The following is an 18,628-nucleotide window of genomic DNA, read 5'->3' as shown; positions in this document are numbered from 1 at the left end:
TTTGCTTTATTTGGCCTGAGTGCACTACCGTGCCGGATTCTTCCTCTTCCCTGTCGGATGCCACGGCAGCCCGATCGACCCCTTCCCCTGAGCGCATGACACCGCTGGAGCGCCGCTCTAGCGTCAGCCTGGCGCTGATTTTTGCTTTGCGCATGCTGGGCCTGTTTCTGGTGCTGCCCGTGTTTGCGCTGGAGGCCCGCAAGTACCCCGGCGGTGATGACCCCGCGCTGGTGGGGCTGGCCATGGGCATCTATGGCCTGACCCAGGCGGTGCTGCAGCTGCCACTGGGCATGGCGTCCGACCGCTTTGGGCGCAAGCGGGTCATCGTGCTGGGCCTGCTGGTGTTTGCCGCAGGCAGTTTGCTGGCAGCGCTGGCGGATTCATTGACGGGCCTGCTGCTGGGCCGCGCCTTGCAGGGGGCGGGGGCCGTGTCGGCCGCTGTCACGGCCTTGCTGGCCGACCAGACGCGCGACGCTGTGCGCACCAAGGCCATGGCGTTGGTGGGCGGCAGCATTGGTCTGATGTTTGCAGTGGCCCTGGTGGCCGCGCCCGTGCTCACGGCGGCCGTGGGCCTGTCGGGCTTGTTTGGACTGACTTGTCTGCTGGCCCTGGCGGGTGTGGCCGTGGTGCTGTGGTGGGTGCCGCCCGAGCCCGCGCACCTGAAGAACGCCCCCCGTGGCCGCTTGGCCGATGTGTGGGCGCACCCCGATTTGCTGCGTTTGAATCTGGGCGTGTTCGTACTGCACACCGTGCAGTTGTCGATGTGGGTGGCGGTGCCCGCCATGCTGGTGCAGGCCGGGCTGGACAAAGACCACCATTGGCAGGTGTACCTGCCAGCCGTGGTGCTGTCGTTTGTGGCCATGGGCGGGCTTTTTGCGCTGGAGCGCAAGGGCCACCAGCGTGCCGCCTTGCTGGGCGCCATTGCCTTGGTGCTGGCGGTGCAGGTGGGGCTGGGCGCACTGGCGGCCAGTGGCGCTGCGCCTTCGCTGTGGGTGCTGGGTCCGCTGATGTTTGTGTTTTTTTGCGGGTTCAATGCACTGGAGGCCAGCCAGCCCAGCCTGGTCTCGCGCATGGCACCGCCCCAGCTTCGGGGGGCGGCGCTGGGCAGCTACAACACGCTGCAGTCCATGGGCTTGTTTGCCGGTGGCGCACTGGGAGGGGCCTTGGTCAAATGGGTGGGGCCTGCGGGCTTGTTTGTGGCCACTACGGCGCTCATGGCCCTGTGGCTGGCGTTGTCCTGGAAGCTGCAGCCCGTGGGCCGCGAAGGCCACGGCGGGGGCGCCGCGAGCCACTGAAGGCGGTCGGAAGGCGGGCGCGGGCGCGATATCCGCTACCGGTTGCGGCACAATGGCGCGTTTGGCGCGCGGAAACCTCCCTAAATCCGGCGCTGTTTTAAGTGAAAGCACAGCCATGGCATCCATCAACAAAGTCATCATCGTCGGCAACCTGGGTCGTGACCCTGAAATGCGCACCTTCCCCAGTGGCGATCAGGTGGCCAACGTGACCATTGCCACCACCGACAAGTGGAAAGACAAGCAGACCGGCGAAATGAAAGAGGCCACCGAGTGGCACCGCGTGGTCTTCAACGGCCGTCTGGCCGAAATCGTGGGCCAGTACCTGCGCAAGGGCTCGCAGGTGTACGTGGAAGGCAGCCTGCGCACCCGCAAGTGGACCGACCAGGCGGGCGTTGAAAAGTACAGCACCGAAATCCGCGCCGACCAGATGCAAATGCTGGGCGGCCGCCAGGGCATGGGCGGCCAAGGTGGTGGCCAGCAAGGCGGTGGCTATGACGACGGCGGCTACGGCGGCGGCGGCGACCAAGGCGGCGGCTACGACCAAGCCCCCCGCCGTGCAGCGCCTGCACCAGCTCCACGGCCCATGGCCGCACCGGCCCCGCGCCCCGCGCCAGCACCCGTGGCGCAGCCCCCCCGCGCGGCTTCGGGCTTTGATGACATGGACGACGACATTCCGTTCTGACCCCTGGCCAGCGTGCACACCCGCACACCATCGCAAGCCTGCCCGCGTCCGCGCTGGCAGGCTTTTTTGTGGCCGCGTGTACCCCAGGCGTTCTCACCCTTGGTTGGCATTGTTGATCCAGACACAGCGCTTGCTCCATGACCGTTCAACCCGACTCACTCGCATCTGACGACGCTTTGCGCCGGTGGAGGCTCATTCTGGGCCGCTATGCCGCCCGGCCCATGGGGGGCGTGGGCATGCAGGGTGAGGACTGGAAGCTCGACCAGGCACTTGAGTACCTGTACGGGCGCGAATACGATGGCCGGGGCCTGGCCAAGCCTGCGGGCGGCCCAGGCTCGCTGGACCCGACCCAGTTGCGCGCCATCGACTGGCTCAACCGCTCGCGCAAGCTGTTTCCGCAAGAGGTGTTTGAGCGCATGCAGACGCAGGCGATCGACCGCTACCAGCTCACCAGTTTGCTCAACGACCCTGAAGTGCTGCGCTCCATGGACGCCACGCCCGGCCTGGCTAAGGCCCTGCTGGGTATGCGCGGGCGCTTGTCGGGGCAGATGCGCGACGCCGTGCGCGATGTGATCCGCAAGACGGTGGATGAGATCACCCGCCGCCTCAAGAGTGACTTTGTGAACGCGCTGGTGGGCCGTCGCAACCGGCAGCGCCGCTCACTGGTGCCCAACGCCCAGAGCTTCGATGCGCGCGCCACCATTGCCGCCAACCTCAAGAATTACAGTGCCGAGCGCGGTCAGCTCATCATCGAGCGGCCGCTGTTCAACGCCCGCGTCAAGCGCAACCTGCCCTGGGACGTGGTGCTGTGCGTGGACCAGAGCGGCTCGATGATGGACTCGGTGATCTACAGCTCCGTGGTGGCAGGCATCATGAGTTCGCTGCCCGCTGTGCGCGTGAAGCTGGTGGTGTTTGACACCAGCGTGGTCGACCTGACCCACCTGGCGCACGACCCGGTGGAGGTGCTGCTCACGGTGCAACTGGGCGGCGGCACCGACATCGGCCGCGCTGTGCGCTACTGCGAGTCGCTCATCGGCAACCCGCAGCGCACGGTGTTCACGCTCATCAGCGACTTTGAAGAAGGTGCCTCGCCCGGCCCCTTGCTGGCCGCCGTGCAGCGCATGGCGCAGGCGCGCGTCAAGCTGCTGGGGCTGGCCGCGCTGGACGAATCGGCCAACCCCGTGTACGACCGGCAAATGGCCCAGCGCCTGGCCAGCCAGGGCATGCACGTGGCCGCCCTCACGCCCACCCACTTTGCGCAGTGGCTGGCCGAGGTGATGAACTGAAGTACCCCACACCCCCATGACCTGGACCCACGCCTACCGCGCCTACGACGACGACACGCTGGCTACGTTGGCCAATGCGGGCCTGCTGCGCCGCGCCGCCAAAGACGTGGAGGCGGGCAAAGTGCAGTGGCAGCGCCAGGGCGACACCGATGGCGTGGTGCAGGCCGATGGCCAGCAGGTGCAACTGGACGCGCGCGGCCCCCACAAAGCGCAATGCGACTGCCCCGCGCCCGGCCTGTGCAAGCACATCTTGGCGGCAGCGCTGTGGCTGCGTGCGCTACCGGATGGGGGCACTGACGCTCCAGCACCTGAAGCCGCTCCCACCAACGCGGCTGCCCTGGAGGCCAACGCTGATGCCCCTGCACCACCGCTGCCGCCCCCTGCGGCACAGGCCGACCCCTTGGCAGAAGTGCTAGCCCTGGACTCCGCAGCCCTTTTCAAAGCCGCTGGTGTGGCCGCGCAGCGGCGGGCCTTGCAGGCTTTGCCCTGCGGAGTGGAGTGGCGCGTGCAAGGCAGCGCGCTGGTGATGGATTTGCCCGCCCTGGGTGTGAGCTGCCGCTGGGTGGCCGGGGCAGGGTTTGACGGCATGGTGTCCGAGGTGCCCGCGCGGGAGCGGCGCGCTGTGCACCTGATTGCCCTGGCTGCCCTGCGCAGTGCCGCAGGGCAGCCTCTGGCGTGGCCCGATGGGCAAGCGCCCCAGGCGGCACCCGCCACCGAGGCGCCACGCCCCCTGGGCACCAGCGAGCGCGCCTTCGTGCAGCAGGTGCAAGCGCTGCTGAGCGAGCTGCTGCGAGGCGGGCTGTCGCACGTGAGCCGCCTGTCGAGTGCCCAGCTGCTGGCGCTGAATATGTCGGCCCGGGGCGAGGGCCTGCCGCGCCTGGCGGCACTGCTGCGCAACCTGGCCGGTATGGTCGACGCTCTGGAGCGGCGTGACCACCGCACGCTGGAGGCCGACGCACTGGCCCTGATGGCCCGCACGCATGCCCTGTGCGTGGCGCTGTGCGCCCCCGAGGCGACGCCCGACACCTTGGCGTTGCTGCGCGGTCGTGTACGGCGTGATTTTGACGAGACCGCCACGCTGGCCCTGCTGCCGCTGGGGGCCTACTGGTGGCAAACGCTGGGCGGTGCGCGCGGCCTGACCCTGGGGCTGTGGGACATGGACGGCCAGCGCCTGCTGCAGGCCACACTGGCGCGCCCCGATGGCGGCGACCCGGGGTTTTCTCGCCACGCCGCCTGGGCCACGCTGGCCGTTTGGCCCGGTGCCGGGGCGGCGCACAAGCTGTGCCAGGCGCCGTTGCAGCTGGAGCAGCCCCGCTTGGCCGACGATGGCCGCCTGGCCGTGGGCGGCGCCAGCCGCGCCAGTGTCGCCCCCGCCTGGCGGGCCGACGATCCGCGCCTGGCCACGCTGGGTTGTGGCCGCTGGGCCGACTTGCGCGGGCCGCTGCAGGCCGCCACCGGCCTGGGCGGTGAGCCGGTGGATATGCTGCTGCTGCGCCCCAGTCGCACCCACGCCCCGGTGCTGGACGAGACCCGCCAGCAGTTGCACTGGGCATTGCAGGACGAGGCGGGCCGGTGGCTGCGCCTGACCGTTCCCGTCAGCGACGAGACCGCGCTGCGCCTGGACAACCTGGACCGCCTCACCGCCCGGCAGGCCCCCATCCATGCCGTGCTCGTGCGTGTGGAGCGCACCGGGGCCGAGACCTTGCTGGTGCCCGTGGCGGTGCTCATCAGCGGTGTGTCGGCCGGTGCCACGGGCGATACGGTGCAGGCCGTGTCGCTGGACTTTGCCACCGAGCCCGCTCGCCCCACGCCGCTGGCGCAGCGCATCTTGCGGCTGATGCAGTGGCGCAAAGAGCAGCAGGCCGCCCCGGCGCTGGCGCAGCCCACGCTGGCCCAGCGCCTGCTGCAGCCGGTGATGACTGTGCTGGAGACCCAGGCCGCCACGGGCCGCATGGCGCTGACCGATGCGCAGCGTGATGCCCTGGTGCAGGCGCGCGCTGCGCTGGCCTCGGTGGGCCTGCGTACGCTGGATGCCGCCTTGCACACCCATCTGCACGCGCCCGGCAGCCACAGCCTGCTGCCACTGGCCTGTCTGGCGCAGTGGACTTTGGAGCTGGACGGCCTGCCTTTGTGTGCTGAATCCGATACGCCTTGATACACATCCGAGCGGCAAATGCGGCGAACGCGCGACATATGCCACATCGATCGCAGGCAACTTGATCGAGACAGCGCCGAAGCTCTTGAATCGCCACCGTCTGCTGCCAGAATCCTCGGTTTTTGGGCCGAGACTCTTTGAAAAAGGTCGCGGCGCCCCTCTGCACAGAACCTACAAGGGATGCCCATGGGATTGCTCGACAAGATGGTGAAGGCCGTACTGGGATCTGCCACTAGCGATGTGGGTGCATTGACTGCCAGCCAGACCAACCTGCTGCGCCAGGCCATGGAGCCGCTGGGCACCCTCTCGGCCCCCCGTGTGGCAGAGCGCGCGCTGGCATTCATCACCGAGGGCACTGAAGAAGGCGTGCTGCAGGACTTGGCTTGCGTCACCCCTTCCGAGGTCAGCAGCAACCTGCTGGGCCAGCCCGGCCGCCTGCGCTGGGGTTTCCATGCCGGGCATGGTGGCAAGTCGCAAAGCGCGGGCGACAAAAGCATGGCGGGCCGCGCTGCGTTTTACGACAGCGTGGCCACGCACCCGGTGCCGCTGGAGGTGATCGTGCGGCTGGGCAAGGTGCTGGCGGCGGGCGACCAGGGCAAGTCGCTGGACCACCCCGGCGCGCCCATTCCTGATTGGTTGCAATACCTCGTCAACGACGCGCTGCACGCCTCCTTTGGTGGGCACAGCAACCAACACGACCTGACCCAGCGGCGCGCCTGGCGCGTGCCCTTGTTTGCCCAGTTGTTGGCGCACGAGGGGTTGGACGAAACCCTCGTGCTGCAACTGGTGTTTGAGCGCAAGGGGCTCGACAGCTACTACTCCGACCGCTTTCGCGGACTGGTGGAACCCACCGAGGTGGCCGACTACATGCTGACCCACCCCGAGGCCGTGCGGGCCTTGCTGCAGCAGCTGTCTGCCAGCGGCAAGGTGGAGTTAGCAAGGCGCATCGGGCAAGCCAAGAACCTGACCACCGCCTTTGCCCCTGAGCTTGTTGCCCTGGCGGTGGACGGCGCCAAGACCACGCGCGCCGAGGCCGTCAAACACCTCGAAGGCATTCCCACCGAAGACCGCCTGCGCCTGCTGGGCGCCCTGTTGCGCGAGGGGGAAACCACCCAGCGCACGCAGGCGGCCGAGCTGCTGGCCCGCTGGCCCGCCGACACCATCGCGCCCTTGCTGGAGGCGGCGCTGGAGAGCGAAACCAGCAAGCCCGTGCAGCAGGCTATTCGTGCCGCCTTGAACCGCCTGGGTGCGGCCAGCGATGCGCAAGACCAAGCCCTGCCCCCCGCGCCCGAGTGGACTCCCTTTGCCGATACACCGCTGGGCGACGAAGCGTTGGTGCTGTTTGAGTCCAACCTGAAAGACCTGCTAGAGCGTGCCCGCAAGGCAGCCGAAGAAGAGGCCGAAGAGAACAAGACCGCCAAGCACAAGTACACCTGGCGCCAGCAGCACTACGCCAAGATGGCCAAGGTGAGCACCGAGGACCTGCAAGCGGCCCTGAAACTGCTGAACGGCGAAGGCGACAAGAAAGATGCGCAGCGCGTGCGCAACGGCGAAGTGGCCAACGTGGTGAGCGCAGGCAACCGCCTGTACACCTTGCCCGGCTTTGGCCCGGTGCACCTGGTGCGCTGGCTCACGGCCTCGCACCACTGGCGCAGCTTTTGGGCGGACGATGGGTTCCAGAAATGGCTGGGCCAGCAGCCCGCAGGCAGTGTGGACCTGCGTGCCCTGGCCGCGGTGTTCCAACGTGCAGGCCTGCCGCTGGAGGACGTGGCCCGCGCTGCGCTGTGCGACTACTGGAACACCCCGAACGCCGTGGATGTGCTGCCGCCCGAACAGATCTGGCCCTTCTTTGCCGAGCACCCCGAGTTCATCGATGAAGGCCTGGGCCTGGTGGCACCGCCCAAGCGCGAACGCAACCATTGGCCGCTGGAGATGGGGGCCACGATGCGCGTGCTGGCTATCTTCCCGAACATCCCCGCGCGCTGGATGCCGCGCCTGATGGAGCTGGCCCTGGGCGAGGGCAAGACCCACCGCCCACTGGCACAAAAGGCCCTGGCGGGCGTGCCCGACATTGGCCGCAGCGTGATCGACTCCCTGGTCCACACCAAGAGCGAGGTGCGCATCGAGGCGGCCCGCTGGCTGGCCGATTTGAAGCACACCGCCGCAGTGCCCGCGCTGACCCAGGCGCTGGACAAGGAAAGCCGCGAAACCGTGCGCGCCGCCTTTTTGACGGCGCTGGAAGCGCTGGGCGAAGACATCGCGCCCCGCCTGGCCCCGGCGCTGCTGCTGGCCGAAGCCAAAAAAGGCCTCAAAGCCAAGCCCCCCGCTGGCCTTGCCTGGTTTGCGATGGAGGGCCTGCCCGCAGCCCGCTGGGCCGATGGCAGCGCGGTGGAGCCCGAGATCACCCGCTGGTGGGTGGTGCTGGCCTGCAAGCTCAAAGAGCCCGGTGGCAATGCCTTGCTCACCCGATACATGGGGCTGCTGGACAGCGCCAGCCGCCAGGCGCTGGGCAGCACGGTGCTGCGCCAGTTCATCGCGCAAGACACGCGCCACCCGCCGCTGGAAGAAGGCATTGCCTACGCCAACCAGCACGCGGCGCAGCGCTACCAGCGTTACCAAAGCGGCTACCAGAACGCCAAGCCCGAGTACCGCCAGTACTACGAGGCGGATTACGCCAAGTCGCAAGAGCAGGTGTTTGAGGAATGCAAGCGCGAGAAGATGGGCGAGTACCTGGGTAGCGCCATTGGCGAAAAGGGCATCCTGGCCCTGGCCGCCCACGCGCCGGGGCACGAGCTGGTGACGCTGTTGCAGCACTACATGCGCGACCACTACCAGCGCCGTGCGCAGATCGAGGCCATGCTCGAAGGCGCTGCGCCGGGCAATGACCCGCTGGTCATTCAGCTGCTGCTGGGTCTGTCGCGCCGCTACCGCACGGCCTCGGTGCAAACCAAGGCCCGCACGCTGGTGCAAGAGATTGCCGACCGCAACGGTTGGACGCAAGAGCAACTGGCCGACCGCACCATCCCCACCGCCGGGTTGGACGACACCGGCACGCTGGTGCTGCCGTATGGCGATCGCACCTTCACCATGGTGCTGGACGCGGCCATGAAGCCAGAGCTGCGCAACCCCGAGGGCAAGCCCATCAAAGCCCTGCCCGAGCCGCGCCAGAATGACGACCCTGCGCAGACCAAGGACACCAAGGCACAGCTTTCGGCCAGCAAGAAAGAGCTCAAGCAGGTCATTGACCTGCAGACCGCACGGCTGTTTGAAGCCATGTGCACCGGCCGCGTGTGGCCCCAGGCCGAGTGGACGGAATACCTGCAGGCCCACCCTATTGCCGGGCGGCTGGTGCAGCGCCTGGTGTGGATGGAGCTGGACGCGCAAGGGCAGTGCCTGCAGACCTTCCGCCCCACCGAGGACGGTAGCCTGATCAACACCGACGATGATGAAGTGACCCTGGCGGACGGCAGCACGCTGCGCCTGGCCCATGCCTCGTTGCTGGACGGTGCGCAGGCCAGCGCCTGGACGGGGCATTTCAAGGACTACAAGCTCGCGCCCCTGTTTGCGCAGATGGCCCGCAAGGCGCCGGACATCGCGTTTGCCGACGACAAGGGCGTTGCGGTGCGCGAGATCAAGGACCGCGAGGGCTGGGTGAGCGACACCTTCACACTGCGCGGCACCTTCACCAAGCTGGGCTACCAGCGCGCACAAGCCGAAGACGGCGGCTTTTTCTACAAATACACCAAGGAGTTTGCGAGCGCAGGCGTGCGGGTGGTGATGGAGTTCTCAGGCAACTGCCTGCCTGAAGAAAACGTGGCCGCCGCCCTCAAGACCCTGAGCTTTGAAAACAGCAAGCAGCGCGGCTGGGGCGACCACAGCCTGCCCCTGGCCGAAGTGCCGCCCGTGCTGCTGGCCGAGGCCTATGGCGACTACCTGGCGCTGGCCAAAGTGTGCGCTGGCTATGATGCCGATTGGGAGAAGAAGATGCCTTGGTAACGCGGTGCCATGGGGCATTCGGGGCGGGCGCAGCCGCTTTTACACCAGGCTGCAGCGGCCTCACCCCACCACTTTGTCCAGTGCGGTGCGCTGGCCACACCGCGTGCATTTTTTGACAACAAAAGCGCCCAATTCGAAGATCATCACGGCCTTGCCCGTGCGTTGTCTTTGAAAACCGGGCAGCTGTTTTCAGTGTTTTGATTCACTACCAAAGAAAGAGAGAGGGATTGTCATGGGATTCATTCGCAAGATTCTGATTTTCATCACCGGCTATGCATGGCTGCTGCTGTTGCTGGGCCCCGGCATGATTGCCATGTCGGTGTACAGCGGCTGGAAGGCCGATGGTGACCACGCCTTCACGGCCCGCGAAAAACTCACCACCGTGACCGGTAAGGTGGTGGAAGCCTCGGAGGTCACCGTCAAGCGCCGTCGCAGCTCGTCCACCAAACACTACTACCAGATCAATGTGCAGCCCGATGCCGGCGGTGATGTGCAAAAGCTGCGCATTGACTACAGCACGCCCAAGGTCTTGGTGAGCGCTCTGATCGACGAAAAGGTCACCGCGCTGGTGGACAAGAGCGACAGCGACTTGGTGTACGAAGTGTCCATGGGCGACAAGCCACTGATCCCGTACGAAACCACCAAGCAGCGTCTGGTGGCCGAGGCCGCGTCTTCGGCCAAGTCGATGAGCGGCGCAGGAATGTGGATTTTTGCCATCTTCCTCACGCTGATTGGCGCCGCCGGTGTGTGGTCCAATCGTAAACTGCGCGCTGCCGACGAAGAAGCGCAAGCCGCAGCGGCCTGAGATTCAAAGAGAGAGGGGGAGGAGGTGCGTAGCTGCGCACCAGCTCCCAAATTGCCAACCACCCAAGGAGGAATAAGCCATGAACCCTAACGTACTCACCCCCGACGCACCCGAAGGTGCCCCGTTTGAGCGGCGCGACTTCATCGTCTCGACCTACAAGCACCTGGGCGCCGCCATGCTGGCGTTTGTGGCGCTGTCGGCCGTGCTGATGATGACGGGCTTCTCTGGCACCGCCGCCAAGATGCTGCTGGGCAGCGGCAACAAGTTCCTGTGGCTGGGCGTCATGGGCGCCTTCATGCTGGTGGGTTGGCTGGCCTCGCACCTGGCCGACAACTCTGAAAACCCCCAAACGCAGCTGATGGGCCTGGGCCTGTACGTGCTGGCCGAAGGCCTGATCTTCGCACCCATGTTCGGCATCGCGCAGATCGTGGCCCCCGGTGCCATCGGCGCGGCAGCCTTCATCACGCTGCTGCTGGTCGGCGCGCTGACCTGGACGGCCTTTACCTCCAAGACCGACTTCTCCTTCCTGGGCGGCACGCTCAAGGTGGTGGGTCTGGTGGCCCTGGGCACCATCATCGCCGGTGCCATTTTCGGCTTCAAACTGGGCATCTGGTTCTCGGGCCTGATGGTCGCTTTTGCTGGTGCTTGCGTGCTGTATGACACCTCCAAGATCATCCGCGACTACCCTGTGGACCGCCCTGCCGGTGCCGCCCTGCACCTGTTTGCGTCCATCGCGCTGATGCTCTGGTACGTGCTGCGCATCCTGATCAGCCTGGCCACCAACGACGATTGATCGCACCCCGCTGTGCCAACCAAGCCGGAGCCCTCCACGCTCCGGCTTTTTTCATGGCGTACCCGATTTGAAGTAAAAATGGGCTCTAGCGCTTTATTGATAAGCGCAAAAAGCTCTTAATTTGATAGCAAATGACCGCCTCTGCCCCTACTCTTGCACAGGCCGTGCGCCTGGCCCCTGAGCACCGCTTTGCCGACGAGCTGGCCCGTCTGGCTGCCGCCGACACCCTTGCCCGCCCACCGGGCTGGCGCCTGTCGCCGCGCGCGGTGCGGCAGTTCATCCTGGGGGATGCGGGGCTCAAGGTCAGCCAGAAGTTCTTTGGTGACGATGCGCTGATCGACCGCGCCATCGTCACCCTCATGGGCCACCAGGGCCTGATGCTGGTGGGCGAGCCAGGAACGGCCAAGTCGCTGCTGTCTGAGCTGCTGGCTGCGGCCATCAGCGGCGATTCGGGCCTCACCGTGCAGGGCACCGCAGGCACCACCGAAGACCACATCAAATACAGCTGGAACTACGCCCTGCTGCTGGCCGAGGGCCCCAGCCAGCGCGCGCTGGTGCCCTCGCCCGTGTACCGCGCCATGCAGGCCGGGCAGATCGTGCGGTTTGAAGAAATCACCCGCTGCCCGCCCGAGATCCAGGACGTGCTCATCTCGCTGATGAGCGACAAGCAACTCATCGTGCCCGAGTTGGCCAAGGACGAGAAAGACGGTGCGCGCCTGTTTGCGCAGCGCGGCTTCAACATCATCGCCACCGCCAACCTGCGCGACCGGGGCGTGCACGAGATGTCGTCCGCGCTCAAGCGCCGCTTCAACTTTGAAACCGTGCGCCCCATCCGCGACCACCAGTTTGAGGTCGATTTGGTGATGGCCCAGCTGCAGCGCGAGCTGGCAGGCACCGAGGCCCCCGTGCAGGTGCCCCGCGATGTGGTGGGCCTGCTCGTCACCACCTTCCAAGAGCTGCGCGCAGGCCAGACGCAAGAGGGCACGGCCATCAAGGGGCTGGATGCCGTGATGTCCACCGCCGAGGCGGTGAACGTGGCCTACGCCGCTGCGCTGCAAGCCCGCCACTTCAATGGCGGCGAGCTGACCCCGCGTGAGATTGCGGGCCAGTTGCAAGGCGTGGTGCTCAAAGACAGCCTGGACGACGCCAAGCGCGTGCGCCACTACTTTGACACCGTGGTGCGCGAGCGCGCCCGCCGCGACCCGCTGTGGAAGAGCTTTCACGACGCCGCCCGCAGCCTGTGGCAATGAGCGTGATGCCCGCAGGCACCGTTGCAAAGTCCATCGCATTCCCGGAGGCGGTGGCCCAGCAACTGCCCCAACTGCTGGGCACCGAGGGCGACCCGGCCCGCGTCGTCTTTGTGCCCGTGCGCCACCACAGCCCCGCCTGCGCCTGGGCCCTGCGCGCCCTGCTGCGCGAGTTGCGCCCCGCCGCCATCCTCATCGAAGGCCCTGACGATGTGAACAGCCTGCTGCCGCTGATGAGCGACCCGCAGACCCGCCCCCCGGTGGCCTGGCTGTGCCAGGCGGTGCGCGAGCGGCCTGCAGCCATTTCCGACGACAGCACCGATGACGCCGCACCCGAAGCTGGCGCGGACGCCGATCCCGATCCCGGTGCCCCCCGCACCGACACCCGCAGCTCCTTCTACCCCTTTTGCGACTACAGCCCCGAGTGGATCGCCCTCCGCGAAGGCGCAGCGCTGGGCGCGCAGGTGGCACTGATCGATTTGCCCTGGCAAGACAAGGCCTGGGAGCGCGAGGACGGAGACGGTGATGGAGACGGCGACGCAGAGACCCTGGGCACTGCCGCGCGCAGCCAGATGGAAGAGCGCCACTTTGCCCACAGCCGCTACCTCACGGCCATGGCACGCCAGCTCGGCTGCGGCGACCACCACGACCTGTGGGACCGCCTGTTTGAGCTGCGCAGCGCTGACCAGCGGGCCGACTGGCGCAGCCTGTTCGCCGACGTGTTCAGCTGGTGTGCCATGGCCCGGCTGGACTACGAGCCCGAAGTGCTGGAAGCCGAGCTGAGCCTGCCCCGCGAACGCCACATGGCCGCGCACATCCAGCGCTGGCGTGCGCAGGTACAAGGCACCATCGTGGTGGTGACCGGGGGCTTTCACACGCCCGAGCTGATGCGCCTGTGCGCTGCCAATGCGGATGCCAGCACAGATGCCAAGTCCACCAGCAAGCCCCGCAAAGCCAAAGCCACCCCCGCTGCCAAAGCGGCCAAGGCATCCGCAGCGGCCGCCGCCCCCAACGCCTGGCTGATCCGCTACAGCTTTGAGCAGCTCGACGCGCTCAACGGCTACAGCGCGGGCATGCCCTCGCCCGGCTACTACCAGCGCCTGTGGGAGGCATGGAACCGCAGCGAGGCCGAAGCATCGGCGACGTCTGCATCCCGGCCGCTGGGTTCACCCCCATCAGTTCAGGCTGAGCCTGTCGAAGCCCATCCCCCAGTTATGGGCAAGCAAACCCCGCGCCCCATGGCCGAAGCCGTCGCCGCGCCTGCGCAGGTCCTTCGACAAGCTCAGGGCGAACGGGGGGATATTGCGAAAGGGGCAGGTGCAGCGACCGGAGCGCACACCCCCCCCACCGTTCAGGCTGAGCCTGTCGAAGCCCGGCATGGCCTTGGCACGCCCAGCCCCTTCATCGCCGTAGCGCTCGACGTGCTGACCGGCTACGCCCAGCAAACCCGCCAGCAAGACCAGGCCGACGCCATCTCCACCGCCCTGGTGCAGGCCGCCGCGCTGCAGGCCCAGCGCCTGGCCGACTTGCGTGGCAACGCTGGGCCGGGGCGGCAAGACCTGCTCGACGCCATTCGCTCGTGCTTTGTCAAAGGCGCCATCGACGAAGGCACACGCGGCTTTACCGCAGACCTGCGTGCCTACCTCAGCGGCACCCGCATGGGCGAGGTGCCCCCCAGCGCAGGCTCGCCCCCACTCATCGAAGACGCCCGCCGCCTGGCCCGCGCTGCCGGGGTGCGGCTGGACGACACCACTGCCCGCACCACGCGGCTGGACTTGTATCGCAAGCCCACCCACCGCGTGCGCAGCCGCTTCTTTCAGGCCATGGCCTACCTCGACACCGGCTTGGCCCAATGGGTGAACGGCCCCGACTTTTTGGCGGGCACGCGGCTGAACCTGCTGTTTGAAGAATGGCACGGCGCGTGGAGCCCGCTGGTCGAAGCCCGTCTGCTTGCCCTGGCCGCCGATGGCGCCAGCGTGGAGGCCGCCTGCCTGGCCAAGCTGCAGCGCGAAGAAGCCGCCCTGGCGGATGAGGGCCGGGGCCGCAGCGCCAGCGCCGCCGTCATGCTGCTGCTGCGCGCCTGCCTGGTGGGCTTGCAGCACCGCCTGCCGCAGCTGCTGGGCATGCTCTCCACCCACCTTAACGAAGACGCTTCCATCGGCTCCGTCATCGACTGCGGCCACCGCCTCGTCACCCTGTGGCGCGCCCGCGAGCCACTGGGCGTGCAACAGCACCCCGAGCTGCGCCGCCTGCTGGCCCGCGTGTGGCCCGCCGCGCTGTTTCTGCTGCCCAACTTGCAGCACAGCCCGGCCGAGGCCGAGGCGCAAGCCGTGCAGTACCTGCTGGCCCTGCGTGAGCTGGGCCGCATGCTGCAAACGCTGGACGCCCCGGCGGACGGGGGCACAACCGCAGGCGCTGCCCCCACGCCAGCCCCGGCCAGCGCGCTGGCCATCGACCCCGCCTTGCTCATCCCCCACCTGCAGCGCTTTGCCACCGAGCCCGACACCTCCCCCGGCGTGTGCGGCGCCGCCACCGCCTTGCTGTACCTGGAGGGGTTGTGGGACGACGCCCAGCTCGACACCGTGCTGCGCCAACGCTTTGGCCCCGGTGCGGTGCCCGCCGATGCGGTGCGGTTCTTGAACGGCGTGATGCAAGCGGCCCCCGAGCTGCTGCTGCGCCTGCCCGCCCTGCTGCAGGGGCTGGACGCCCTGGTGCGCGGCTGGGACGAAGCCGCCTTCATCGCCCACCTGCCTGATTTGCGCCAAGCCTTCACGGCCCTGCGCCCCCAAGACACCGCCACCCTGGCCGAACGCGTGGTGGGCCTGCACGGCGGCGATGCGGGCGCGGCCAGCGCTTTGGTGGCAATGCATTACGAGACCAGCGAGGCCGATTTGCAAGCCGGGCTTGCGCTGCAGCAGGCCTTGCAGGCAGCGTTGTTGCGCGATGGGTTAGGGGCGTGGGTGGGGCAGTGAGGGGCACCACACCACCTGTTCGGGCTGAGTTGGTCAAAGCTAGGGCATCCACCCCATCCGTTCGGGCTGAGCTTGTCGAAGCCGGGGCACGCTACCAAAAACTTCTAAAACCATAGCTGCTTGCGCTTGTTGCATGCTGCCTAGAAGCATATTTGATGTTCAGCGAAGCGCTTCGACAAGCTCAGCGTGAACGGGCGGGGGAGTACAGGCCGGGACATACGTGGCAGGAATACGTGTGGGGATGCGGGCAGGGAGCTCCTGGCACCTTCCCCACCCCTTCGGGCTGAGCCTGTCGAAGCCAGGGCACGCCGCCAATCACTCCCAAAACCATAGCTGCTTGCGCTGACCGCACGCCGCCTAGAGGCACATTTGACGCTCTGCGCAGCGCGCCATCCCCTCAGCGGACGGCCTCCACCGGGTGCTCCACCGCATTGATCACCCCACCCCCCAAACACACCTCCCCGTCATACAGCACCGCACTCTGGCCCGGTGTCACCGCCCATTGCGCATCGGCAAAGTCCAGGGCAAAGCCCTCGGGGGCGGCGGTCAGGGCGCAGGCCGCATCCTGCTGGCGGTAGCGGGTTTTGGCGGCATAGGCGCCGGGTGTGGGCGCATGGCCTGCACACCAGCTCACGTCCTGCGCCACCAGCCGGTGCGACAGCAGCCAGGGGTGGTCGTGCCCCTGCACCACGCGCAGGGTGTTCTTCTCCAGGTCTTTGCGGGCCACAAACCAGGGCTCGTGCGCGCCGCCGCCACGCTGGGCGCCCTTTTCCTTGATACCGCCAATGCCCAGGCCCTGGCGCTGGCCCAGCGTGTAGAACGACAAGCCCACATGCTGGCCCAGCTTGCGCCCCCGGTCGTCCAGGATGGGGCCGGGCGCGTGGCTGATGTAGCGGTTCAAAAACTCGCGAAACGGCCGCTCGCCAATGAAGCAGATGCCGGTCGAATCCTTCTTCTTGGCGTTGGGCAGGCCAATCTCTTCAGCAATGCGGCGCACCTCGGTCTTGTGCAGCTCGCCCACAGGGAACAGCGTTTTGGACAGCTGTGCCTGGTTCAGGCGGTGCAAAAAGTAGCTCTGGTCCTTGCTGGGGTCGAGGCCCTTGAGCAGCTCATGCAGGCCCGTGGCCGGGTTGTGGCGCATGCGGGCATAGTGGCCCGTAGCGATCTTCTCGGCCCCCAGGCGCATGGCGTGGTCCAAAAAGGCTTTGAACTTGATCTCGGCATTGCACAGCACATCGGGGTTGGGCGTGCGCCCGGCCTGGTATTCGCGCAGAAACTCGGCAAACACCCGGTCCTTGTAGTCGGCCGCGAAGTTGACGTGTTCGATCTCGATGCCAATCACATCGGCCACGGCGGCAGCGTCCACAAAGTCGATGTTGGACGAGCAGTACTCACTGTCGTCGTCATCTTCCCAGTTCTTCATGAAGATGCCGACCACTTCGTGGCCCTGTTGTTTGAGCAGGTAGGCAGTGACGGCGGAGTCCACGCCTCCCGAGAGGCCGACGACAACGCGCTGTTTGGTAGAGGCAGTCATTGGGGGGATTGTATTTTTTTGGCGCTCAGGGGCTGGTGAAGGAGTGCAGAACGCTGGGTCTGTGGTGGGGCATAGCGCGCAAAGGGCTTACGATTCACCGTCATTTGTTGATTGCAGACCAGCGTCTACCCATCTATTCCACAGGCTTATGAAAACCAGATTCAGGAACGTTCTTTTCGCGCTTTTTTGCGCCGCGCTGCTGGCTGCATGTGCAGGCCCTGCGCAAACTTCGGCTGACCGGGTGCGAACCCAAGGTGAGATTTTGATCGTCACATCGAACTCGATGAATGACAGCACGAATAGCGCTCCGCTCAATGCAGGAATGGGGCAAGAAGTGCGTACCTTCGCGGCTGCCATGAAACAAGAGCTTGAGAGGCAAGGCAATGTCGCCCACGTGCAGGAACTTCCTGCTGGCCCAGAAGGCCAAAAGGTCATTGCGTCCACGCTGGGAAAGCGCCCTGGTGCTTATTCGCACCTTGCGCAAGTCTTCTGGAAACTGGACGAAAAGAGCAACCTCTCTTTGGTCGCGACGGTCTTGCCTGTGACCTATTCTGGTCAACAACTTAAGTTTGGCAAGGAAGAGTGGGGACGACGCTACTTCTTTGCAGGTAAGGGCATTGAGCCGACAAAGACCTCTCGTCAATTGGGAGAGGAGTTTGCGGGATACCTTCGCAAAAATGGGATGCCGCCTCAGGGGGCGCAGAGGCAGTAGACCCGCTGCAGTATCAGCGCGACCCCGTCAGTGACAACGACCTGAGGCGATAACGACTCCCATGGAACTCCGCCAACTCCGCTATTTCGTTCGCATTGTCGAACTCGGCTCCATGGGCCGGGCGGCGGCCGATCTGGACATGGTGCAGTCGGCGCTGAGCCAGCAGATCAGTCGGCTGGAGGGTGAGCTGAGCACCCGGCTGCTGCAGCGCACCTCCAAAGGCGCAGTGCCGACGGAGGCGGGGCTGGCGTTTTTTCGCGAGGCGCAACTGGCCCTGCGCCATGCCGACCAGGCGGCGCGGGCGGCGCAGCAGGCGCGGCTCACGGGCAGTGTGAGCGTGGGCCTATCGCCCACCACGGCCTCGGTGCTGGGCGTGCCGCTGATGCGCGCCATGCACGAGCGTTATCCCGATGTGCGGCTGCACATGGTGGGCAGCTTGTCGGGCCACCTCTCCAACATGCTCAATGCCCGCCAGCTTGATCTAGCTGTGCTGTTCGACACCCAGCCCGCGCGCCGCTGGAGTGTGCTGCCGCTGCTGGAGGAGCGGTTGTTCCTCATACGCTCTGCCCAGCGCGGCGTGCGCAAACCCGCGCTGCGGCGCAAGGTGGCGCTGGCGCAGCTGGCCGATGAACCCCTGATCTTGCCCACCGGCCCGCACGGCCTGCGCAGCCGGCTGGATGCGGCCTTTGCCCAGGCGCGCGTGGTGCCGCGCATGGCCATGGAGATTGACTCGCTGGCGCTGTTGATGGACGCGGTGGACATGGGTCTGGGCAGCACCATCCAACCCTGGGCGGCGGTGGGCCGCTATGCCGATGCTGCCGAGCGCTTTGTGCTGGCCGAGATTGCAGACGGCCCCGCCTTTCGGCCTGCGGCGCTGTGCAGCTTGTCGGACGACGAACTCTCGCCCGCTGCCCTGGCCGCGCGCGTGGTGTTGGGCGACTGCGTGCGCGAGCTGGTGCAGTCGGGCCGGTGGATCGGCGCAAGGCTTGTCTGACGCCAGTTCTGACATGCCCCCCATCCCTCGTAGGTCGGGTTAGCCCGCAGGGCGTAACCCGACGCCCGCAGGGCACGCCGCGTTGGCGTCGGGTTACGCTGCGCTAACCCGACCTACACAACGGTCCCGCCAGGCCTTTCCACACCATTCACGCTGA

At 66.8% G+C, this 18,628-nt stretch carries 12 protein-coding genes; 11 read left to right on the top strand and 1 reads right to left on the bottom strand.

What is annotated here, in order from left to right; genetic code table 11:
• The first annotated feature begins 95 nt into the window (after positions 1 to 95).
• The 9 genes from C8C98_RS06970 (at position 96) to C8C98_RS22030 (ending at position 15,231) form a co-directional block, all read left to right on the top strand.
• Entirely contained in the window at positions 96 to 1,295 is a 1,200-nt protein-coding gene (locus C8C98_RS06970; RefSeq protein ID WP_121453669.1) for an MFS transporter, read from the top strand.
• Positions 1,296 to 1,410: 115 nt separating this feature from the next.
• Positions 1,411 to 1,977 carry a single-stranded DNA-binding protein gene (ssb, locus tag C8C98_RS06965; protein WP_121453668.1) on the top strand — a complete coding sequence of 189 codons (567 nt, stop codon included), beginning with the start codon at positions 1,411 to 1,413 and terminating at the stop codon, positions 1,975 to 1,977.
• 137 nt (positions 1,978 to 2,114) lie between these two features.
• A complete protein-coding gene (locus C8C98_RS06960; RefSeq protein ID WP_121453667.1) occupies positions 2,115 to 3,263 on the top strand; it encodes a VWA domain-containing protein in 1,149 nt (382 codons plus the stop codon).
• 16 nt (positions 3,264 to 3,279) lie between these two features.
• Positions 3,280 to 5,418: an SWIM zinc finger family protein gene (locus C8C98_RS06955; RefSeq protein ID WP_121453666.1), complete on the top strand. Its 2,139-nt coding sequence runs from the start codon at positions 3,280 to 3,282 to the stop codon at positions 5,416 to 5,418.
• Between the two features lie 186 nt (positions 5,419 to 5,604).
• Positions 5,605 to 9,414 carry a DUF4132 domain-containing protein gene (locus C8C98_RS06950; protein ID WP_121456090.1) on the top strand — a complete coding sequence of 1,270 codons (3,810 nt, stop codon included), beginning with the start codon at positions 5,605 to 5,607 and terminating at the stop codon, positions 9,412 to 9,414.
• A gap of 232 nt (positions 9,415 to 9,646) precedes the next feature.
• Positions 9,647 to 10,219 carry a hypothetical protein gene (locus C8C98_RS06945; protein WP_121453665.1) on the top strand — a complete coding sequence of 191 codons (573 nt, stop codon included), beginning with the start codon at positions 9,647 to 9,649 and terminating at the stop codon, positions 10,217 to 10,219.
• A 79-nt stretch (positions 10,220 to 10,298) separates the two neighbouring features.
• A complete protein-coding gene (locus C8C98_RS06940; protein ID WP_121453664.1) occupies positions 10,299 to 11,012 on the top strand; it encodes a Bax inhibitor-1 family protein in 714 nt (237 codons plus the stop codon).
• A gap of 131 nt (positions 11,013 to 11,143) precedes the next feature.
• Positions 11,144 to 12,262 (top strand): AAA family ATPase, encoded by a 1,119-nt coding sequence (locus C8C98_RS06935; RefSeq protein ID WP_121453663.1) that lies wholly within the window; start codon positions 11,144 to 11,146, stop codon positions 12,260 to 12,262.
• On the top strand, positions 12,259 to 15,231 hold the full coding sequence (locus tag C8C98_RS22030) for a DUF5682 family protein (RefSeq protein ID WP_233574474.1): 2,973 nt from the start codon (positions 12,259 to 12,261) through the stop codon (positions 15,229 to 15,231). The genes C8C98_RS06935 and C8C98_RS22030 overlap by 4 nt, the downstream gene beginning before the upstream one ends.
• Before the next feature lie 397 nt (positions 15,232 to 15,628).
• Here the strand turns inward: C8C98_RS22030 and mnmA are convergent, their stop codons facing one another.
• Entirely contained in the window at positions 15,629 to 16,765 is a 1,137-nt protein-coding gene (gene mnmA / locus C8C98_RS06920) for a tRNA 2-thiouridine(34) synthase MnmA (protein ID WP_121453662.1), read from the bottom strand.
• A 148-nt stretch (positions 16,766 to 16,913) separates the two neighbouring features.
• Here mnmA and C8C98_RS06915 point away from each other — a divergent pair, with 148 nt between their 5' ends.
• The gene (locus C8C98_RS06915) at positions 16,914 to 17,477 is read left to right on the top strand and encodes a hypothetical protein (protein ID WP_147436339.1); all 564 of its coding nucleotides are present in this window, start codon (positions 16,914 to 16,916) and stop codon (positions 17,475 to 17,477) included.
• A 61-nt stretch (positions 17,478 to 17,538) separates the two neighbouring features.
• A complete protein-coding gene (locus C8C98_RS06910; protein ID WP_121453660.1) occupies positions 17,539 to 18,471 on the top strand; it encodes a LysR substrate-binding domain-containing protein in 933 nt (310 codons plus the stop codon).
• Positions 18,472 to 18,628: the final 157 nt, after the last annotated feature.

Origin of the sequence: Acidovorax sp. 106, from assembly GCF_003663825.1 — a bacterium.
Taxonomy (GTDB): Bacteria; Pseudomonadota; Gammaproteobacteria; order Burkholderiales; family Burkholderiaceae_C; genus Acidovorax.
Note: the sequence above shows the minus strand (reverse complement) of the source record. Positions and strands in the feature narration are given on the sequence as shown.